General features: G+C 63.0%; 19 protein-coding genes. 4 read left to right on the plus strand and 15 right to left on the minus strand.

What is annotated here, in order from left to right:
- Positions 1 to 250: 250 nt before the first annotated feature.
- The 15 genes from JT360_RS10060 to JT360_RS10130 form a co-directional block, all read right to left on the minus strand.
- Positions 251 to 2,620, minus strand: coding sequence for a trimethylamine N-oxide demethylase (locus JT360_RS10060; protein WP_214471367.1), 2,370 nt, complete (start codon positions 2,618 to 2,620; stop codon positions 251 to 253).
- 352 nt (positions 2,621 to 2,972) lie between these two features.
- Positions 2,973 to 3,599: a sarcosine oxidase subunit gamma gene (locus JT360_RS10065; protein WP_214471368.1), complete on the minus strand. Its 627-nt coding sequence runs from the start codon at positions 3,597 to 3,599 to the stop codon at positions 2,973 to 2,975.
- Positions 3,592 to 6,573 carry a sarcosine oxidase subunit alpha gene (locus JT360_RS10070; protein WP_214471369.1) on the minus strand — a complete coding sequence of 994 codons (2,982 nt, stop codon included), beginning with the start codon at positions 6,571 to 6,573 and terminating at the stop codon, positions 3,592 to 3,594. The genes JT360_RS10065 and JT360_RS10070 overlap by 8 nt, the downstream gene beginning before the upstream one ends.
- Before the next feature lie 223 nt (positions 6,574 to 6,796).
- Positions 6,797 to 7,072: a sarcosine oxidase subunit delta gene (locus JT360_RS10075; protein WP_214471370.1), complete on the minus strand. Its 276-nt coding sequence runs from the start codon at positions 7,070 to 7,072 to the stop codon at positions 6,797 to 6,799.
- Positions 7,073 to 7,082: 10 nt separating this feature from the next.
- Positions 7,083 to 8,336, minus strand: coding sequence for a sarcosine oxidase subunit beta family protein (locus JT360_RS10080; protein WP_214471371.1), 1,254 nt, complete (start codon positions 8,334 to 8,336; stop codon positions 7,083 to 7,085).
- A gap of 35 nt (positions 8,337 to 8,371) precedes the next feature.
- Complete coding sequence (gene glnT / locus JT360_RS10085) at positions 8,372 to 9,679, minus strand: type III glutamate--ammonia ligase (protein ID WP_214471372.1); 1,308 nt, start codon at positions 9,677 to 9,679, stop codon at positions 8,372 to 8,374.
- Between the two features lie 56 nt (positions 9,680 to 9,735).
- The gene (locus JT360_RS10090) at positions 9,736 to 11,064 is read right to left on the minus strand and encodes an FMN-binding glutamate synthase family protein (RefSeq protein ID WP_010914750.1); all 1,329 of its coding nucleotides are present in this window, start codon (positions 11,062 to 11,064) and stop codon (positions 9,736 to 9,738) included.
- 6 nt (positions 11,065 to 11,070) lie between these two features.
- Positions 11,071 to 11,802: a GltB/FmdC/FwdC-like GXGXG domain-containing protein gene (locus tag JT360_RS10095; protein WP_214471373.1), complete on the minus strand. Its 732-nt coding sequence runs from the start codon at positions 11,800 to 11,802 to the stop codon at positions 11,071 to 11,073.
- A gap of 4 nt (positions 11,803 to 11,806) precedes the next feature.
- Positions 11,807 to 12,703, minus strand: coding sequence for a class II glutamine amidotransferase (locus JT360_RS10100; protein WP_214471374.1), 897 nt, complete (start codon positions 12,701 to 12,703; stop codon positions 11,807 to 11,809).
- An 85-nt stretch (positions 12,704 to 12,788) separates the two neighbouring features.
- Positions 12,789 to 13,118: a hypothetical protein gene (locus JT360_RS10105; protein WP_214471375.1), complete on the minus strand. Its 330-nt coding sequence runs from the start codon at positions 13,116 to 13,118 to the stop codon at positions 12,789 to 12,791.
- Positions 13,115 to 13,804, minus strand: coding sequence for a hypothetical protein (locus JT360_RS10110; RefSeq protein ID WP_214471376.1), 690 nt, complete (start codon positions 13,802 to 13,804; stop codon positions 13,115 to 13,117). The genes JT360_RS10105 and JT360_RS10110 overlap by 4 nt, the downstream gene beginning before the upstream one ends.
- Positions 13,805 to 13,849: 45 nt before the next feature.
- Positions 13,850 to 15,256, minus strand: a complete 1,407-nt coding sequence (locus tag JT360_RS10115) for an APC family permease (RefSeq protein ID WP_214471377.1) — start codon at positions 15,254 to 15,256, stop codon at positions 13,850 to 13,852.
- Between the two features lie 14 nt (positions 15,257 to 15,270).
- Positions 15,271 to 15,432, minus strand: a complete 162-nt coding sequence (locus tag JT360_RS10120; RefSeq protein ID WP_140638582.1) for a hypothetical protein — start codon at positions 15,430 to 15,432, stop codon at positions 15,271 to 15,273.
- Between the two features lie 15 nt (positions 15,433 to 15,447).
- The gene (locus tag JT360_RS10125) at positions 15,448 to 15,825 is read right to left on the minus strand and encodes a hypothetical protein (RefSeq protein WP_214471378.1); all 378 of its coding nucleotides are present in this window, start codon (positions 15,823 to 15,825) and stop codon (positions 15,448 to 15,450) included.
- 11 nt (positions 15,826 to 15,836) lie between these two features.
- Positions 15,837 to 16,124 (minus strand): hypothetical protein, encoded by a 288-nt coding sequence (locus tag JT360_RS10130; protein WP_214471379.1) that lies wholly within the window; start codon positions 16,122 to 16,124, stop codon positions 15,837 to 15,839.
- 285 nt (positions 16,125 to 16,409) lie between these two features.
- On the opposite strand from JT360_RS10130, the gene JT360_RS10135 reads away from it, so the two are divergent.
- The 4 genes from JT360_RS10135 to JT360_RS10150 are packed head-to-tail and all read left to right on the plus strand — an operon-like array spanning position 16,410 to position 20,193.
- Positions 16,410 to 17,543: an aminomethyl transferase family protein gene (locus JT360_RS10135; protein ID WP_214471397.1), complete on the plus strand. Its 1,134-nt coding sequence runs from the start codon at positions 16,410 to 16,412 to the stop codon at positions 17,541 to 17,543.
- A 41-nt stretch (positions 17,544 to 17,584) separates the two neighbouring features.
- On the plus strand, positions 17,585 to 18,181 hold the full coding sequence (locus JT360_RS10140; RefSeq protein ID WP_214471380.1) for a dimethylamine monooxygenase subunit DmmA family protein: 597 nt from the start codon (positions 17,585 to 17,587) through the stop codon (positions 18,179 to 18,181).
- Positions 18,178 to 19,143: a PDR/VanB family oxidoreductase gene (locus tag JT360_RS10145; protein ID WP_214471381.1), complete on the plus strand. Its 966-nt coding sequence runs from the start codon at positions 18,178 to 18,180 to the stop codon at positions 19,141 to 19,143. Before JT360_RS10140 ends, JT360_RS10145 begins: the two co-directional genes overlap by 4 nt.
- A 9-nt stretch (positions 19,144 to 19,152) precedes the next feature.
- A complete protein-coding gene (locus JT360_RS10150; RefSeq protein ID WP_214471382.1) occupies positions 19,153 to 20,193 on the plus strand; it encodes a heme-dependent oxidative N-demethylase family protein in 1,041 nt (346 codons plus the stop codon).
- Positions 20,194 to 20,223: the final 30 nt, after the last annotated feature.

Here is a 20,223-nt window from a genome sequence, read left to right on the forward strand (position 1 = left end):
GTGACTTCCCCTTTTTTCGAATGTTCCCCGCCGGCGATGCCTCGGCTTTGCGAAGCTTGCCCCCGGCACATGACCGCACGACTCCGGTGTTTCCACTCAGTCGCATTTTTTTCTTAAGAGTGAAGATCGATCCGTCGCGCTTTCACGTCAAGCGTTTTGTGAAGCCGTGCACATCACGCTTGCGCGCGGGCACAACAACACGCTCGACGGGTTTCGCCGACAGGCGTCGTCGCGTGCCAGGTTCGGGTAGTTAGGAGCGTGGTCTTGTCTTCTGCGGATCGTAATGGGCGAAGCCAACGACATGCGCCGGCAGCCGCTTGGCATGACCATCGAGCTTGCCGATCTCGACCTCGGTGCCGATGGCCGCATGGGTGACGTCAAGCCGCGCCAGCGCGATGTTCTTGCCGAGCACCGGCGAGCGCATACCTGAGGTGACGACGCCGATCTGGGCACGGCCGACATGCACGCAGTCGCCATGGCCGACCGCGACATTGCTGTCGATGTCGAGCCCGACCAGCTTATTCTGCGGGTTTTCCTTGCGCCGGATCAGCGCCTCGCGGCCGATGAAATCGTCGGTCTTGGTCTTCAGCGGCACGGTGAAGCCGATGCCGGCCTCGAAGGGATCGGTCTGGTCGGAAAACTCGTAGCCTGCGAAAATGAGCCCGGCTTCGATGCGCACCATGTCGAGCGCCTGCAGGCCCATCGGCTTCAGCCCATGCGGCTGGCCGGCTTCCCAGATCGCGTCGAACACGTTCTCGGCGTCGCGCGGGTGGCACCAGATCTCGTAGCCAAGCTCGCCGGTATAACCGGTGCGCGAGACGACGACCGGAATGCCGTTGCCGCCGCCGATGCGGGCGACGGCGAAGCGGAACCATTCGAGCTCATCGATCGACGGCTGCAGCGGCGAGGTCCAGATCACCTCTCGAAGGATGTCGCGGCTCTTCGGACCCTGCACGGCGACATTGTGCATCTGGTCGGTCGACGATCGCACGAGCACATTGAGCCCATGCTTTTTGGCCGTTTCGCGCAGCCATTCGCCGGACAGATCGTCGCCGCCGACCCAGCGGAAATTATCCTTGCCAAGCCTGAGCAGCGTGCCGTCGTCGATCATGCCGCCGTGCTCGTAACACATGGCGGAATAGACGACTTGGCCGACGCCGAGTTTCTTGACGTCGCGGGTCAGCGTGTATTGCAGCAGCGCCTCGGAATCCGGGCCGGTGACCTCGAACTTGCGCAGCGGCGACAGGTCCATGATCACGGCGTCCTGCCGGCAGGCCCAATATTCGGCGATTGGCCCGTCCTTGGCGAAGGAGTTGGCCAGCCAGTAGCCCCTGTACTCGACGAAGTTGCGGGTATGCTTGGCAAAGCTCGAATGAAAAGCTGTCTCGCGGGTCATTTTCGGTTCCGAATCGGGCGTCATGCGTCTGGCGATCGCTCGCGAGAATTTGTGCTGGCCGGAATAGGTCCGCACGTGGATGTCGGTCAGGTCCCAGCCATTGGCCGGTGTCGTGTCGTCGGGGCAGGCCGAGGAGACGCAGACGATGTCGGTCAGTGCCCTCAGCAGCACATAGTCGCCCGGCCGCGACCATGGCTCGTCCGACACCATGACACCATGCGCGTCGATCGCCGTGTTGAAGAAGAAGTTGATGGCCATCCAGCCGGCGCGGGGATTGACGCCCTTGTCGGCCAGCGCCCGATTGAAATTTTCCGAGCAATTGGTGTGCCCGGGATAGCCGATATCGTCATAATATTTAGCGGCACAGGCGAGTGCGAAGGCGTCGTGCCGGCCGCATGTGTCCTGCACCACCTCGACCAGCGGCTCCATGTCCTGGTCGTAATATTTCGAATGCAGACCGGGCATCGGATAGCTCGCGCCCATCAGCGTGCGCGTCGTCGTCACGTCGAGCGGATGGCCGAGGCCCTTGTCCAGCTTGCGCGCCGAAAAGCACTGGAAGTCGGTGCACTGGCGGCCGTCGACATCGATGATCTGCAGATAGTCGCCCGCCTTGACGAAATAGGATTCCGCCGTCGCCGAATGGACGCGCAGATCGAGCACCGGATCGGCGAGCGGATCGGCAAGCTGTGATCGCGCCGCGGGGCGGATCGTGTTGCGCCGGACGATGATCGTAAGCGGCGTCGTGGTGTCGTGGCCATCGACCAGCATCGGCCCGCCGGGTGCTGCAATCAGCATCGAGCCGTCGCGCGCGACGGTAAAACTCTGCTCTGACCCAACGGGTGTCGCACTGCCGAACACCCGCACCGCCTTGGCCTGATCGAGCTGAACCTGCCGGCGTGCGAGGCCACGGCGCACCGAAGCGAGGCTGTCGCCGCCATCGACCAGCAGCGCCTTGATACCAGCGGCATTGCTGTTCGAAATTTCAGCGAAGATGCCTGGATCGGTCCCGCCCGTGCTGTCCCATGCCAGCAGCTCGCAAGCCTGGCCGCCCTCGACATTGCGCACCGTGATCGTATCGCCGGCCTCGACCTCGATCAGCACAGCGCCGTTGCCTTGGATCGTATAGCGCTCCATGCCCGACGGCAGCGCGATCTGCCCAGGCCTCAGGATGAGGCTTGGCCGGGGCGGTCCGGCTGCGACGGCAGGGTAGGGCGACTGGCTCATCTCAGCCTTGCGGTTCGAGAAACAAGTTTGCCTGTGTGTAAAATTATTTTAGCAGCAAGAATAGCAGGGGGATCGCGTTTGGCAAGGCTGAGGTGGCGGCCCGGATGTGAACACAGGGATGAATTCGCTACTCAGCTTCATCTTCCGAACGTCAGCGCTGCCCCTCATCTGGCTGCCGCCATCTTCTCCCCGTAAACGGGGCGAAGGGCGCTGTCGTGGCCGGTTTCGCCAATCGCCAACGTTGCAGAACCAGCGCCGAGGAGTGCGGCCAGCGTCTTTCTCCCCGTCATTATACGGGGAGAAATGCCCGGCAGGGCAATGAGGGGCGGCGCCGAGATCTACAATTGTCGAACTAAAGTTCCTCTGAATGTTTGATGTCGACGCCATACTCGGCAGCCGAGTCGAGGATCGAGTGCCAAAGGCTCTCGGCAAAGGTGGCGAACACCAGCAGATTAAACACCGCCTGTCCATCCGTTCGGTCATTGCCGCGCCAGAGCGTGACGCTGGTGTGATCCATCGAAGTAGCGGCGGCCATGCCAACAGGGAACGCTGCCGGGTGCAAATCGATCGATGACAGCTTGGCCAGCATCGTCCGCGCCTTGGCGCCCGAAATGCTGATCAAGACCCGCGCATGCGATTGGTCGGACAGCGACGCCGATTGCGCGAACGTTTGGCCGAGCGCGCCAATCCTGTGCTTGCCGCCCCTCGACAGGACGAAGAACTGATCCGGCCCTGACCAGATCAGCGTGGCATCCTGCGCCTGCACGGCCTTGGGCGCATCCGGAGCGGCAACGCCGAAACGCTCCTTCGCGGCATTAGCCAGGTCGACCGCCTTGCCGCGCCGCGCCATCACCTGGATCAGGTCGAAATTGCGGATTTCGGTCAGCGAGACGCCGGCCTCGCCACCGCGAGCGCCATGCGCACCGGCGACAAGCGCATGCTCCAACGGACTGCGGGAGACCCAGGAAAACTCAGCCACGCTGGCGCCCTCCATCCGGATCGTAGAAGACGGGATTGCACAGCTCGACATCATAGTCCTCGCCGCGCAGCGGATCATGAGCATGGACGATCTCGCCGATGCGTTCGCGGCCGCGCTCAACCAGGGCAAGCCCGATCCATTGGTCTGATGTCGGCGAGAAACAGACCGAGGTGACGTAGCCCTGGTCATTATCCGGTCCGGGCGTCTGCCCCTTCGGGATGATATGTGCGCCGGAGCGCAGCCGGCGGGCCTTGTCGGTCGGCTTGATGCCGACCACGACCTGCCGGTCCGGTGCGACCAGCGCCTCGCGGCCGGCCATGACGCGGCCAATGAAATCCTTCTTGGTCGACATCATCTTGCCCAGGCCGAGATCGGCGGCCGTCGTCGTGCCGTTCAGTTCCGGTCCGGCGATGTGGCCCTTTTCGATACGCATGACGCCGAGCGCCTCGGTGCCGTAAGGGGTCACGCCAAATTGTTTTCCGGCCAGCATCAGATTGCGCGCCATGGCCTGGCCAAAGCGCGCCGGCACCGAAATCTCGAACGCCATCTCGCCGGAGAAGGAGATGCGAAACAGCCGCGCCTTGATGCCGCCGCGCAACGCCACTTCCCGTGCGCCCATGAACGGGAAGCCCTCGTTGGAAAGGTCCTCCGCCGGATCGACGATCTCCTTGAGCAGGTCGCGGGTCCTCGGTCCCGCGATCGAAAATTGCGCCCACTGGTCGGAGACCGAGGTCAGCTGCACGTCGAGTTCGGGAAACAGCACCTGCCGGCAGAATTCGAGATGCTGCATCACCAGCCCGGCCTTGGCCGTGGTGGTGGTCAGGAAATAATGGTCTTCGGCCAGCCGCGACGTCGTGCCGTCGTCATGGACGATGCCGTCCTCGCGCAGCATCAGACCGTAACGCGCCTTGCCAACGGCGAGGTTGGAGAAGGTGTTGATGTAGACACGGTCGAGGAAGGCGCCGGCATCCGGGCCATGCACATCGATCTTGCCAAGCGTCGAGACATCGCAGAAGCCGACGCCGCCACGCACCGCCTTGACCTCGCGGGCCACCGATTCCAGCCAGTCCTTCTCGCCCGCGCGGGGATACCATTGCGCCCGCTTCCACAGACCTGTGTCGACGAAAACAGCGCCCTGTTCTTCCGCCCAATGATGTGACGGCGTCAATCTTGTGGCGTGGAACGTCTCGTCGCGGTGATGGCCGGCGAAGGCGCCGATGGCGACCGGCACATAAGGCGGCCGGTAGATCGTCGTGCCGGTCTCGGGAATGGATCTGCCGGAGACTTCAGCCATGATGGCAAGGCCGGCGACGTTCGAGGTCTTGCCCTGGTCGGTCGCCATGCCGAGCGTGGTGTAGCGCTTCAGGTGCTCGACCGATTCAAAACCTTCGCGCTGCGCCAGTTCGATATCGGAAGCGGTGACATCGTGCTGGTAGTCGACAAACGCCTTGCCCTTGCCGGCGACGTGCCAGAGCGGCGTCAATGAGAAGGCCTCGTCATCGGCGATAGGCGCGGTGCCTGCCTTGCCATTGTGTCCCGCATCACGTGCCGCTACAGCGCCGGCGGCAAAACCCTGGCTCAGGCAAGCGCCGAGGCCGAAGGCGCCGGTTGCGGCTCCGGCGGCGACCATGCCGGGAGGCGCGCCATCGGGAACGAAGGCGGCAATGTCGTCGCGCCATTTCGGCCGGCCGCGATGATAGGAGGTGAGCCCGACCGCCGGGTTCCAGCCGCCCGAAACCGCAAGCCCGTCCACCTCGACCTCGGCGCGCGCGCCGCCGGCCAGCGACACCGCGATTTTTCTCACGCCATCCTTGCCGCCGTCGACGCCGCTGACGGCGCCATGCAGCACCGGAAAGCCGCCCTTGGATGCCAGTGAACGGTGGGCAGGTGAAACATCGGCCCGTGCATCGATAACCGCGGCGATTTGCAAGCCCGCGCCGAGTGCCGCCTCGACCGTGCGCCAGCCATCCTCATTGTTGGTGAACAGTGCGATGCGTTTTGCCGGCGTCGCCGCATAACGCGCGACATAGGTCCGCATGGCGGACGCCATCATCACGCCGGGCGTGTCGTTGCCGGCAAAGACGATCGGCCGCTCGATGGCACCGGCGGCCACCACGCAGCGTTTTGCCACGATCCGCCACAGCCGCTGCCGCACCTGATGTTCGGGCGGCGAGGGCAAATGGTCGTTGACCCGCTCGATCGCGCCATAGGTGCCGCCATCATAGACGCCGAACAGCGTCGTTCGGGTCATGATGCGGACATCCGGCATTGTCGCCAGTTCGGCCAGAGTCCGTGAAATCCACTCGGCTGCCGGGAGCCCGTCGATCGTGCCGCCATCGGACAGCAGGCGGCCGCCGAGCGTAAAATCCTCTTCGCACAGGATGACACGGGCACCCGCGCGACCGGCGGCGAGTGCCGCCGCCAGGCCGGTCGGGCCGGAACCGGCGATCAGCACGTCGCAATGCGCCCAGGCCTTGTCGTAGCGGTCGGGATCGGCAACGCCGGCGGCGCGGCCGAGACCGGCGGCGCGTCGGATCGCCGGTTCGTATATCGCCTCCCAGAACTTCGCCGGCCACATGAAGGTCTTGTAGTAGAAGCCGGCGACGAAGATCGGTGAGAACAGCTGGTTCACCGACATCACATCGAAGCGCAGCGACGGCCAACGGTTCTGGCTGGCCGCCTCGAGCCCGTCATAGAGCTCGGCTGTCGTCGCCTTGGTGTTCGGCTCGCGCCTCGCGCCCGTGCGCAGTTCGACCAGCGCGTTCGGCTCTTCCGAACCCGCGGTCAGAATGCCGCGCGGGCGGTGGTATTTGAACGAGCGGCCGACCAGCTTGACGCCGTTGGCGACCAGCGCCGACGCGAGCGTGTCGCCCTGGAAGCCGTAAAAGCTCTTGCCGTCGAAGCGGAAGTTCAGCGGCGCCGAGCGATCGATGAGGCCGCCGGATTCGAGGCGATTTTCCTGGAAGGATGTCACGATGCAGCCTCATACCAGGACGTCGCGCTGCCCCTCATCGCCCTGCCGGGCACTTCTCCCCGTATAGTGACGGGGAGAAGGACGCTCTCGTTCACGATTTCGCCAATCATTGACGTTGCAAGAAGCGCGCCGAGGTTCCGGCTATCTCCCTTCTCCCCGTCACTATACGGGGAGAAGGTGCCGGCAGGCGGATGAGGGGCGGCACTGACCTGAACAGAAAAACTCATCTTGCAGCCTGCCTCGCCCCAACGCCCGCCGCTGGCTCCACGGCCGAAATCTCGTGCGTCAGCGTGTTGCGGGTGACCTTCAGCCAGGCCCGGCAGCCGCCGCCATGATACCAGTATTCGCTGGTGTCGCCGGCGACATTGTCGCGCAGATAGACGTAGTCGAAGACCTCGTCTTCCGAAGCGCCGGCCGCCGGCCGCACCGGCTTGGCGTCGCCGAGATAGGTGAACTCGCCAAGTTCGCGTTCGCCGCAGAAGGGACAGACAATGCGCATGTGACCGTCCTCAGTGAAGGTTCGGTTGGGCGCCCTGGCCCTTTTCGTCGATCATGGCACCCGTCCGGAAGCGGTCGAGGCGGAACCGCGCCGCCTCCGCATGCGATTCGTCGCGGGCCAGGAGGTGCGCAAAGACAAGGCCCGATCCCGGCGTTGCCTTGAACCCGCCATAGCACCAGCCGGCATTGAGGTAGAGCCCGTCCACCGGCGTCTTGTCGATGATCGGCGAGCCGTCCATCGACATGTCCATGATGCCGCCCCATTGGCGTAAGAGGCGCACGCGGCCGATCATCGGCATCAGCGCCATGCCACCCTCGCAGACGTCCTCCATGACAGGCATGTTGCCGCGCTGGGCGTAGGAATTGTAGCCGTCAATGTCGCCGCCGAAGACCAGCCCGCCCTTGTCCGACTGGCTGACATAGAAATGGCCGGCGCCGAAGGTCATGACATTGGGGATCAGCGGCTTGATTGCCTCGGAGACGAAGGCTTGCAGCACATGGCTTTCGATCGGCAGGCGCAGGCCCGCCATCGCCGCGACGCGCGAGGAGGAGCCGGCGACCGCCATGCCGACCTTGCCGGCGCCGATCCTGCCGCGCGAGGTCTCGACGCCGGTCACCTTGCCGTTGGCGTCCCTGACAAAGCCCGTGACTTCGCAGTTCTGGATGATGTCGACGCCGAGCGCACTCGCCGCATGGGCATAGCCCCAGACCACGGCGTCATGCCGTGCCGTGCCGCCGCGCCGCTGCAAGAGTCCGCCCTGCACGGGAAAGCGCGCATTGTCGAAATTCAGGAACGGCATCATCTTCCTGACCGCGGCGAGGTCGAGCAGTTCGGCATCGATGCCGTTGATGCGCATGGTGTTGCCGCGCCTGGCATAGGCGTCGCGCTGCGCATCGGAATGGTAGAGGTTGACGACGCCGCGCTGGCTGACCATCGCGTTGTAGTTGAGGTCCTGCTCCATTCGCTCCCACAGCTTCATCGACAGTTCGTAGAAGCCGGTATTGCCGGGCAAGCCATAATTGGAGCGGATGATGGTGGTGTTGCGGCCGGCATTGCCGGAGCCGATCCAGCCTTTTTCCAGCACCGCGACATTCCTGATGCCGTATTCGCTGGCAAGGAACCAGGCGGTGGCCAGGCCATGGCCGCCGCCGCCGATGATCACCACGTCGTAGCGGTCCTTCGGACTGGCATCGCGCCAGGTGCGCTGCCAATTCTTGTGGCCGGAAAAGGCAGCGCGGGCGAGCGAGAAGATCGAGTATTTCATTCAGTTCATTCCGAGCCGCTCGCACCGCTAGACAGTTAAATGTCCAGCGTGTGGTCGCGCTCCCACTGCGTGAAGTGCGAAGCATAAGAATTCCATTCTTGCTGCTTCAGCTTTAGATATGCCGACGAAAATTCCTCACCCAGCGCCGCCTTTAGCGATTTGTCGTTGTCGAACTCGCGCAGCGCGTCGAGCAGGTTGAGCGGTAGTTTCGGTGCGTCCGTGACGGTATGGCCGAGCTGGTACATGTCGATGTCGTAGCGCTTGCCGGGATCGGCCTTGGAGCGGATGCCGTCGAGGCCGGCGGCGATGATGACGGCCTGCAGCAAATAGGGGTTGGCCGCGCCGTCGGGCAGGCGCAGCTCGAAGCGGCCGGGGCCGGGCACGCGCACCATGTGGGTGCGGTTGTTGCCGGTCCAGGTCACCGTGTTCGGCGCCCAGGTGGCGCCCGAAATGGTGCGCGGGGCGTTGATGCGCTTATAGGAATTGACGGTCGGATTGGTGATCGCGGCAAGGGCCGAAGCGTGCTTCATGATGCCGCCGAGGAAGTTTTTGCCCTTGGCCGACAGGCCGAGTTCCATCGAGTTGTCGGCAAACACATTGGTCTTGCCGGTCTCGTCCCATACCGAGATATGGGCGTGGCAGCCATTGCCGGTCAGCCCCTGGAAGGGTTTGGGCATGAAGGTCGCGCGCAAGCCGTGTTTTTCCGCGATCGACTTGACCATGAACTTGAAGAAGGAGTGCTTGTCGGCGGTCGCCAGCGCATCGTCGAAGGCCCAATTCATCTCGAACTGGCCGTTGGCATCCTCGTGGTCGTTCTGATAGGCGCCCCAGCCGAGCGCCAGCATATGGTCGCAGATCTCTGCGATGACATCGTAGCGGCGCATCACCGCTTGCTGGTCGTAGCACGGCTTCGAGGCCGTGTCGTATTCGTCCGAGATCGTCTTGCCGTCCGGCGAGATCAGGAAGAACTCGGCCTCGACACCGGTCTTGACGTGCATGCCGGCGCTGGCGGCTTCCGCGATCAATCGCTTCAGCGTGTTGCGCGGCGCCTGGTCGACCTCCTTGTCGTCCATGATGCAGTTGGCGGCGACCCAGGCGACCTCAGGCTTCCACGGCAGCTGGATGACGGAGTCCGGATCCGGAACCGCCAGCATGTCGGGATGCGCCGGCGTCAGATCGAGCCAGGTGGCGAAGCCGGCAAAGCCTGCGCCATCCTTCTGCATGTCGGCGATCGCCTGCGCCGGCACCAGCTTGGCACGCTGGCCACTGAACAGGTCGGTGTAGGAAATCATGAAATATTTGACGTTTTTCGCCCTTGCGAATTCTGCAAGATCAGCTGTCACGGAAGTTCCCCATTTTTTGTTGGCCCTAAAGCATATGGCCTTCGGCCCATCGTTGATTAGAAGCCGTTCTTCCCTGGTATCCAGTTGGTGCCGGCCAGCGGGACGCCGGCCATGGCGGCTGCCTCGATCGTCAGCGCGACGAGGTCCTCGGGTTCGAGATTATGCAGGCTGTTCTTGCCGCAGGCTCGTGCGATTGTCTGCGCCTCCAGCGTCATCACCTTGAGGTAGTTCGCCAGCCGGCGGCCGGCGGCCACCGGGTCGACCCGCTTCATCAGTTCGGGATCCTGCGTGGTGATGCCGGCCGGGTCGCGGCCCTCGTGCCAATCGTCATAGGCGCCGGCCGTGGTGCCGAGTTCGTTGTACTCCGCCTCCCAGCGCGGATCGTTGTCGCCGAGCGCGACAAGGGCCGCCGTGCCGATCGAGACCGCGTCGACGCCGAGCGCCAGCGCCTTGGCGACGTCGGCGCCGTTGCGGATGCCGCCGGAGACGATCAGCTGCACCTTGCGGTGCATGCCAAGATCCTGCAGCGCCTGTACCGCCGGCCTGATGCAGGCAAGCGTCGGCTGGCCGACATTCTCGATGAACACTTCCTGCGTGGCGGCGGTGCCGCCTTGCATGCCGTCGACGACGACGACATCGGCGCCGGCCTTCACCGCAAGCGCAGTATCGTAATAGGGGCGGGCGCCGCCGACCTTGACATAGATCGGCTTTTCCCAGTCGGTGATTTCGCGCAGTTCGAGGATCTTGATCTCGAGATCGTCGGGGCCGGTCCAGTCTGGATGACGCGAGGCCGAGCGCTGGTCGATGCCTTTGGGCAGCGTGCGCATCTCGGCGACGCGATCGGAAATCTTCTGTCCGAGCAGCATGCCGCCGCCGCCTGGCTTGGCGCCTTGGCCGACCACGACTTCGATGGCGTCGGCGCGGCGCAGGTCACGCAGGTTCATGCCGTAGCGCGACGGCAAATATTGATAGACCAGTTGCTTGGAATGGCCACGTTCTTCCTCGGTCATGCCGCCGTCGCCGGTGGTGGTCGAGGTGCCGGACAGCGTCGCGCCGCGGCCGAGCGCCTCCTTGGCCGGGCCCGACAGCGAGCCAAAGCTCATGCCGGCGATGGTGATCGGGATTTTCAGCTCGATCGGCTTCTTGGCATGGCGCGAGCCCAGCACCACGCTGGTGTCGCAACGCTCCCGGTAGCCTTCGAGCGGATAGCGCGAAATCGAGGCGCCGAGGAACAAGAGATCATCGAAATGCGGCAGCTTGCGCTTGGCGCCGGCGCCCCGGATATCATAGATACCGGTCGCCGCCGCGCGGCGGATTTCGGAAAGCGTGTAGTCGTCGAAAGTCGCGGATTTGCGCGGCGTCGTCGGCGGGTTGCGATAGGTCATGCTGCCTCAATACGCGTCGGCGTTGTCGATATTGAAATTGTAGAGGGTGCGCGCCGAACCGTAGCGCTTGAACTCCGATGGCTTGGCGCCGGTGACGCCGGCGCGGTCGAGCAAGCCCTGCAGCAGTTCCAGATGCTCGGGCCGCATCGCCTTTTCGATGCAGTCGGCGCCAAGGCTGTCGACCTTGCCGCGCACGAACAGCCGTGCCTCGTAGATGGAATCGCCCAGCGCGTCTCCCGCATCGCCCAGCACCACCAGATTGCCGGACTGCGCCATGAAGGCCGACATGTGGCCTATATTGCCGTGCACGACGATGTCGATGCCTTTCATCGAAATGCCGCAACGCGACGACGCATTACCCTCAATGACCAGCAGCCCGCCCTTGCCGGTGGCGCCGGCATACTGGCTGGCATCGCCTTTGATCGTGATCGAGCCCGACATCATGTTCTCGCCGACGCCGGGGCCCGCCGAACCATGCACGGTGATGGCGCTGCCGGAGTTCATACCGCCGCAATAGTAGCCGACGCTGCCGCGCACATCGATGGTGACAGGCTGGTCGACGCCGACGGCGACCGAATGGCTGCCTTTCGGGTTCAACACTTCCCACGCGGTCTCGTTCGAGCCGGGGGTCAAATTGTGCAGCGCCTGGTTGAGCTCGCGCAGCGACATCTGATCGAGGTCGAACACCCGAGAGGCGTGATCGCTCGCCGCCGTCTTTGAAAGGTTAATTGCCGGCATGAATTCAATGCTCCCAGAAATAGACGGTTGCGGGTTCCGGTTCCCAGACCCTCGCATTGTCTATGCCGGGCAGTTTGGTCAGCGCGCGATACTCCGAGCCAAAGGCTACATATTGGTCGGTCTCGGCCATCACGGCGGGCTTGCAGGCGATCGGATCGCGCACCACGCCGAAACCGTTCTTGGTGCCGACGACGAAGGTGAAGAAGCCGTCGAGGTCCGACAGCGTGCCTTTCAGCGCTTCGCCGAGGTTCTTGCCATGCGCCATCTGCGAAGAGAGATAGGCGGCCGCGACCTCCGTGTCGTTCTCGGTTTCGAATTTCATGCCTTCGCGGATCAGCTCGCGGCGGACATTGTTGTGGTTGGACAGCGAGCCATTGTGCACCAGGCACTGGTCGGCGCCGGTCGAGAACGGATGCGCGCCCATCGTCGTCACAGCCGATTCCGTCGCCATGCGGGTGTGGCCGATGCCATGCGTGCCGGTCATCTTGCGGACATCGAAACGATCGACGACCGCCTCCGGCAGGCCGACTTCCTTGTAGATCTCGACAACATCGCCGGCCCCCATGATGCGGATGTCGGGGCGCAGTGTCTGGATGGCCTCGCGGGCCTCATCGATCTTGTCGGGGCGGGTTCTGACGACGGCATGGGTCGATTTCACCGCAATGCCCACCGGTGCGCCGATCGCCTTGGCAAGCTCGGCATCGAGGCCATGAAAATCGCGCGCCGGCTTTGCCGACTGGATAGTGATCTTGGCCTCATTCTTGGAGGCGGCGCCATAGATGGCAATGCCTGCACTGTCCGGACCGCGATCGCTGAGCGAGACCAGCATCTCCGACAGCATCGCGCCGAGCTTCGGCTCCAGCGACTTGTCCTTCAAAAAAAGTCCGACGATTCCGCACATGTCAGCCTCCCGACGTTTGTGGCTCCGAAATGATGTATCGAATGAACGTCCTAAATTCAATCGTATGAAAAAAATTTTCCTCTAGTTACATATGCGGCGCAATGCCGCCTTGCGAATTGTCACTTCCATCGTGGGCCTTGTGAACCCATAGCGCATGGCGGACGCGGGCGAGCTTATAGGCGTCGAGGATCGATAGCGCATAGATCAGGAAGCCGCCGGCATGACGGCCGATGAAGCTGGCATCGGGCGGCGCGATCTTGGCGGTGACCCACGCCAGGATCACCATGAAGAAAAGAAACTGCAGCCCGCGCACAGGCACGCCGAGAATGACATGGCCGCTGGCCGGCAGCACGATTGCCGCACCCAGGACGAGATAGGGGTTCGCCGGTGCCGGCGAAGTGTTTGAACTGGTCATGCGGCTCGCCGTTCGCTTTGGTTGATGGCGTCGCGGAGTCCCGAGAGAGAGGTGAGCAGCCGCTGGATCAGCGCCGGATCGATCTGCATGTCGCCGAACGCGGCTTGCCGGAAAACGCCGTAGCGTGCCCGCTCGGCTTCCGCCAGCAGCCAGACGATGCGTACACCCTTCGGCGTGATCAGCAATTCCTTGGCGCGCCCTTCTGAAAAGGGTTCCAGGTGATCGGCGATGATGCCTTGCGGGAAGCGCGTCCCTCTACGGTCGGTTCGCAGCACCGCCTCGGCTGGAAATCCCGGAGCCTTCGGCAGCGTATGCTGGAGATGGTCGAAATTGGAGAAGGTCGTCGGCGAGCCCGGCCGCATCATCATGTCGAAGGTGGCGGACACCGCGACGCTTTCGGTGATCGAAACGCTGAGCCAGCGGGCCGGGAGCTTTCGCGTCGCCAGCGTATCGACGATGGTGCGCAGCTGGACGCGCTGGCCGTTCCACGTACCCTCCCAGGTGATGACACCGGCGGTGCCGTCCGAGACATTGGCCGCGTCGGCAATGACGGCGCGAATGCCGGCCTCGTCGGCGGCGAGCGCCGCCGAAACCCTGTTGCGGCTGCGGCGCGCCAGCAACGCAAGATGAAGGACGAGAGCGAGGACAATCGCCCCGGCAAGCAGTGCTGATGTCACCTCGGACATTTTGTCATGTCCGGCCCGCCAATGATCTGGGCGGGCCGTCTCCCATCAATAGCCCTGCGGTTTCGGCCACGGCATGGTGAACTGGTCGCCGCGCCGCACGAATCTGTAGCGATAGAAGTGAAACCACAGGGAGATCAGGAAGTAGAAGGCGACCATGGCGATCAGCTGCGAGCCGAAGCCGAGGAAGATGGCGAAGAAGGTCACCACGCAGAGGCAGAACAGCACGATCGCCGGCAGCGGATGGAAAGGGTGGGTGTAACCACGGCGGATCGAACCCAGCGGCCACTTCTTGCGGAACATCATGATGTTGATGCTCATGAAGGTGTATTGCAGCACGCCCGACAGGATCGAGAAGGTGATCGCCTGGTTGAGGTCGGCGATGAAGGCGAAGGCGAGCGCGATCGGCAGCAGGAACAGGATCGAGCGGTAGGGTGTGCGGTACCTCGGGTGAACCGCCGAGAACCAGCTCGGCAGGTAGCGGTCGCGGCCAAGCGAGAACCAGGCGCGCGCCGCATCGTTGATGCAGCCATTGGCGGAGGCCAGTGCGGCAAGCAGCGTGGCGACGAACAGCAGGTTTTCCAGCAGCGGGCTGCCGGTCAGCTTGCCGGCGTCCCAAAGCGGGTAATAGGTGATGCCGAGATATTCCCAGGGCATCAGCGAGGCGCAGACATACCAGGTCATAGCGGCGGCGATCAGAAGCGTGATCATGCCGGCCATGGTCCCGTAGGGCAGCGAGCGGGCAGGCGAGCGCACTTCCTCGGCGGCCTGCGTGGTGCCCTCAATGCCGAGATAGTACCAGATGCCGAACTGGAAGGCGGCGATGACACCGATCCAGCCATAGGGCAGCGCGTTGCCGGGCGTGACCAGCTCGTTGAGCTTCAGCACCGCCCCTTGCGTCCACGGGCTGACCGAGAAGAACAGGATGACGATCGAGATATAGGCGATCGCGGTGATGACGAAATTGACGTTGAGCGTCATCAGAACGCCGCGATAGTTGAGCCATGCCAGGACCACTATGGTGGCGGCGATGAAGGAATTGTGGGTGAGCCCTTCGACGCCGGCCTTGGCGACGATCGTATCGCCGAGCAGGATGGCGTCGGACACTTCGAGCATCGTATAGGCGAAGACCAGGAACAGCGCGACATTGAAGGCCATCAGCGGTCCGACGATGTGCTTGGCCTGCGCATACTGGCCGCCGGCGGCGGCCACCGTCGACGTCACCTCGGAATCGATCATGGCGACGGATGTGTAGAGCAGGCCGACGATCCAGCAGACGATCAGGGCGGCAAGCGCGCCGCCCTTGTCCGCGGAGAAATTCCAGCCGGTGAACTCGCCGACCAGAACGATGCCGACCCCGAGCGCCCAGACATGGGCAGGGCCAAGCACCCTGAGCAGCGATACCCGGTCGCCGTGAATGGTGGTGGTGATGGTATTCTCAACCGCGACGGTCATCGCTCAATCCCCACTCAGATCCGGTGTTTTTCGGAGACGGCTTCAAGCTCGCCTTCGCGCGACGAGGTCAGAACGTCCTCGGAGTAGGTCGTGTCGACCTTGAACCAGTCGTAGAGCATCCACAGCGCGAGCACGATCGAGATGCCCCAGCATGCGTAAGAGAGTGCTATCCACATGATCTTGCCCCCGGATTACTTGTCTTCGAACTTCTCGTTAATGACATCGCGATACTCGCGATCGGATGCCCGGAACAGGAACACGAAATAACCGATCAGGACGGCTGCCATGATGATCAGCGTCGGCCAGTCGATGATGTAGTGGAAACGGTTCTGGATGATGTCGTGCGCGGTCTCCGGCGTATAGCCGAGCTTTTCCCAGATCGACGCCATGGTCGGATTCTGGCCGAGCGCTTCCCATGTCTTGGCGTCGAGCGCGTCGATGGATTTCGCGGCACCCGCCAGACCGAGCTTCAGCGGCAACCAGAGTGCCACGAAAATGGCGACGACAACGACGGCGATATCGAAGACTTGCCCGGCCTTGCTCTGCTCCGGCGGCGTATAGCGGGACATGGTTTTTCCCCTCAGGACTTGCGGTTGCGGGATGCGTCGGCGTTCTTGATGTCGAGGCCGTAGATGAAGTCCTTGTCTTCCTTGTAGTGCTTGACCATCGCCAGGATCGCGGCCGTGTTGAAGATCAGCACGGCGGCGGCGGCAATCGCGACCACGGCCTTGATGCCGCCGTCCGGAATGTAGGGCCATGTCATGAAGAGGACGAAGAGGATCGTCGCCCACAGACAGATGATCAGCAACGCTGATCCGCGCAAATCGGAACGGTACAGCGCTTCGATGCGCCGCTGCAGGTCTGACATCGGTTTTCCCCTTTTCCCGGCACCCGGTTCCGAATTCACCGCGCGCCGCCCTCTTTCAAGAGAGTGAAATTTTTTTCATAAATTCGGGCCGATTTCCGCAATTGTCAAGTCGAATTTACGCTGAGTTAACTGTTTGGTTAGAGCGGTCAATTTTGCCTGACAATGAAATTATTTGCTTTCAGGGGATTGCGGCTCCCCCGCGTTTACGATCAATATTCAACCCAAAGCTCCGGCCCTTGCGCCAAGGAGCAGGGAACAATGGATTTTGAAACGGAGGACGAGCGGATGACGGCATCCTGGAGATTTTCGACCTTGGCGGATCGCCACCGCGCGCTGGGTTCGAAGCTCGAAGACTGGAGCGGCATGGGAACCGCCTGGACCTACGACAAGGATGCCGACGAGGAGTACATCGCCATCCGCACCAAAGCCGGGCTGATGGATGTGTCGGGCCTGAAGAAAGTTCACGTCACCGGGCCGCACGCCTCGCATCTGATCGACCTCGCCACCACGCGCGATGTCGAGAAGATTTATCCCGGCAAGTCGGCCTATGCCTGCATGCTGAACGAGGCGGGAAAATTCACCGACGACTGCATCCTCTACCGCACCGGCCCGAACGCCTGGATGGTGGTGCATGGCTCGGGTACCGGCCATGAAGAGTTGCAGCGCGCGGCGATGGGCCGTGACGTGTCGCTGCGCTTCGACGACAATCTGCATGATTTGTCGCTGCAAGGGCCGGCCGCGGTCGACTATCTCGCCAAACATGTGCCTGGTATCCGCGATCTCAACTACTTCCACCACGTGCAGACGCAGCTGTTCGGTTTTCCGGTGATGATCTCGCGCACCGGCTACACCGGCGAGCGCGGCTACGAGATCTTCTGCCGTGGTCAGGATGCCGGCACGATCTGGGACAGGATTCTTGAGGAGGGCAAGGGCGCCGGCATCATTCCATGCCGCTTCACCACGCTCGACATGCTGCGGGTCGAGAGCTATCTGCTGTTCTATCCCTACGACAATTCGCAAAAATATCCGTTCGAGAATGAAGGCCCCGGCGACACGCTGTGGGAACTCGGCCTCGACTTCACCGTCAGCCCCGGCAAGACCGGTTTTCGCGGTGCCGAGGAGCACTACCGTCTCAAGGGCAAGGAGCGCTTCAAGATTTTTGGCGTTCTGCTCGACGGCAAGGAGCCGGCAGACGAGGGCGCGCCGGTCTACCGCGACGGCAAGAAAGTCGGGGTGGTGACCTGCGCCATGTATTCGCCGCTGGTCGAGAAATCGATGGGCATCGCCCGCCTCGACGTCGACTGCGCCGTCAAGGACACCAAGCTCGAAATCCGCAACAAAAGCGGATCGATCAAGGCGACGGCGCAGCCATTGCCGTTTGATGATCCGAAGAAGACCAAGCGCACAGCGAAGGGCTGAGGCATAATCAACAGCGAGGGGTTCGAGGCACGAAGATTTAAATGGCAGCCAAAAGCATCATCAGCCGGCCGGTCTATGGAACGCTCTCTCCGCAGCCCGGCAAACACCATCTTTTCATCGCCGATGCCGAAGGGGCGCTCGCTATTTCAGACATGGCCGCAAGAGCCCCAGCCGGCTTTTTCGACGGTGCGGAAATCGTCTTCATTCCCGGCCCTGACGGCAAGCATGTCGGCATGCTCGAAGCGCTGAGGCCGGCGCAGTTTCATCAGGCGCCGTCCTTCGCCAGCCTGCTGCCGCGGTTGAAGCAGACGCTGACCAACGCCCATATGGGTCTGCGCCTTTATCTCTCCGGCACCGAAGGCCTGATCGGCCAGGCGATGCAGGTCGCACTTGAAGCCGGCATCGATCACACCTCGATCCAGACCGAGCATCGCGGCTCGCTGGCGCGGCGCATGCAATGCGTGCACTGCAAGGGCATCACCGAGAACGTGACGACACAGCCGGCCACCTGCGCGCATTGCGGCCTGCTGCTTCTGGTGCGCGATCACTATTCCCGGCGTCTCGCCGCCTTCCAGGGCGTCTGCATCAATGCCGAGGACCGCACTGAAATTCCTCCGATCGAGGAGGCCTTTCCATGAGCACCGGCACCACCAAGCTCGATGTCGTGGTCAGCGATGTCGTTCCCGTCAACGACCTCGTCACCCGCTTCCATTTCCGCCGGCGCGACGGCGAGCTGTTACCGACCTTTTCCGGCGGCGCCCATGTTGTGGTCGAGATGCGTGATGGCGAGCGCACAAGGCTCAATCCCTATTCGCTGATGGGCTCGCCGCTCGACACCAGCGAATACACGATCTCGGTGCGCCGCGACGATATCGGCCGCGGCGGCTCGCTGTTCATGCACCGCAACGTCAGGCCGGGCCTGGAGATGGTGATCAGCTATCCCGTCAATCTGTTCTCGCTCGACCTCAGGGCGAAGAAAAATCTGATGCTGGCCGGCGGCATCGGCATCACGCCCTTCATGGCGCAGACCGCACAGCTGGCGGGGCAGGGCGGCAATTTCGAACTGCACTACACCTGCCGCACCGCTTCGCTCGCTACCTATGCCGACGTGCTGCGGGAGCGTTACAACAGGCGCGTCAGGCTCTATCATGACGACCGTGACGAGCGCATCGATCTCGACCGGCTGCTGTCGACACAGCCGCTCGGGACGCATCTCTATGTCTGCGGTCCGTCCGGTATGATCAACTGGGTGCGCGATCGCGCAGCAAGCTTGGGTTGGCCGTCGGAGGCCGTGCATTTCGAGCATTTCGCGGCACCCCAGCCCGGGCTGCCTTTCGATGTGACGCTGGCCGTCAGCGGCAAAGTGATCCGGGTCGGCGAGCAGCAGAGCCTGCTCGAGGCGATCGAGGCGGCCGGTGTCGATCCGCCCTATCTCTGCCGCGGCGGCGTCTGCGGCCAGTGCGAAACCAATGTCATCTCATCCGACGGCAAGTTCATCCACAACGACCACTGGCTGAGCGAGGAAGACCATCGCTCCGGCTGCAAGATCATGCCGTGCGTGTCGCGCTTCGAGGGTCGGTCGTTGGTTTTGGAAAGATAGGAGGCGAAGATGGGCATCACCTTTCGCAAGGAAACGTTCCGCGACGATTTCACCTTCAAGAACAGCCCGGAGCACATCAGGCGGTTTCCGTTCCCGTTTCACGAAGACGCCTACATGTACGCCGTCAACATCGAGCCGCATGTCGTCGGGCCGAAAGGCAGCGTGCTGGAAAACCTGATCGACGTCGACGAACACTATGTCGCCGAGATGCAGGACCGCGCTTTGGTGCTGGCCGAGGATCCGCTGCGCTGCCAGTCCTTGCCGCACATGACGCTCGCCGGCTGGGACCTGCTGGAGCTCCTGATGGAGCAGCAGGCGCTGGGCTATCCCGAGCATTTCACCTTGACACGCGATGGCGACCGCTGGCGTTGGATCAACCGGCCGCTCGGCATCGACGACACTTTCACTTTCGGCGACACCTCGACGCTGCCTTACGGACCGATGGAATACATTACCCGGCAGAGCCAGGGCGATTTCTGCATCCTCGACCAGCGCGACGGCAATCTGTGGATGGACGCCGGCATGGTCACCACCCAGGCCGACTGGTCGCTCGACTTCGACATCGGCATGAACTTCTTCGAGTGGCACGCGCCGGTGCCGCTGGCGCATGAGAAGGGAATCTTCACCCGCGCGCTGAAATTCCTCACCAACATCCAGCAGGGCAAGCCAGCGCGGCGGCTCAACTGGACGATGACCATCAACCCGCGCCTCGACACCAGTCCGGAAAACTACCACAAATGGGGCCCGGACCGGGCAACTGTGACGCCGGAGAATGTCGGCGACAAGGTGCATCTTCGTGTCGAACTGCAGAGCTTCTGGCGGCTGCCGCGCTCCAACGGCATCGTCTTTCCGATCCGCTGCTACCTGATCAAGATGGACGAACTGGTGACGCAGCCGAAATGGGCGCGGCGCCTGCACCGCGTCATCCGCGACCTGCCCGAGGAACTGGCCAACTACAAGGGCCTGACCCGCTATCGCCCGACGCTGGTCGAGTGGCTGTCGAAGCTCGATGACGGGAGTGCGACGTCACCGGGATTTGGGCCGGATTGAATAACTGATGTTGGCGCTGTCCCCAAAACA

Source organism: Mesorhizobium sp. dw_380 (assembly GCF_018588885.1).
In the GTDB taxonomy this organism is placed as follows: Bacteria; Pseudomonadota; Alphaproteobacteria; order Rhizobiales; family Rhizobiaceae; genus Mesorhizobium.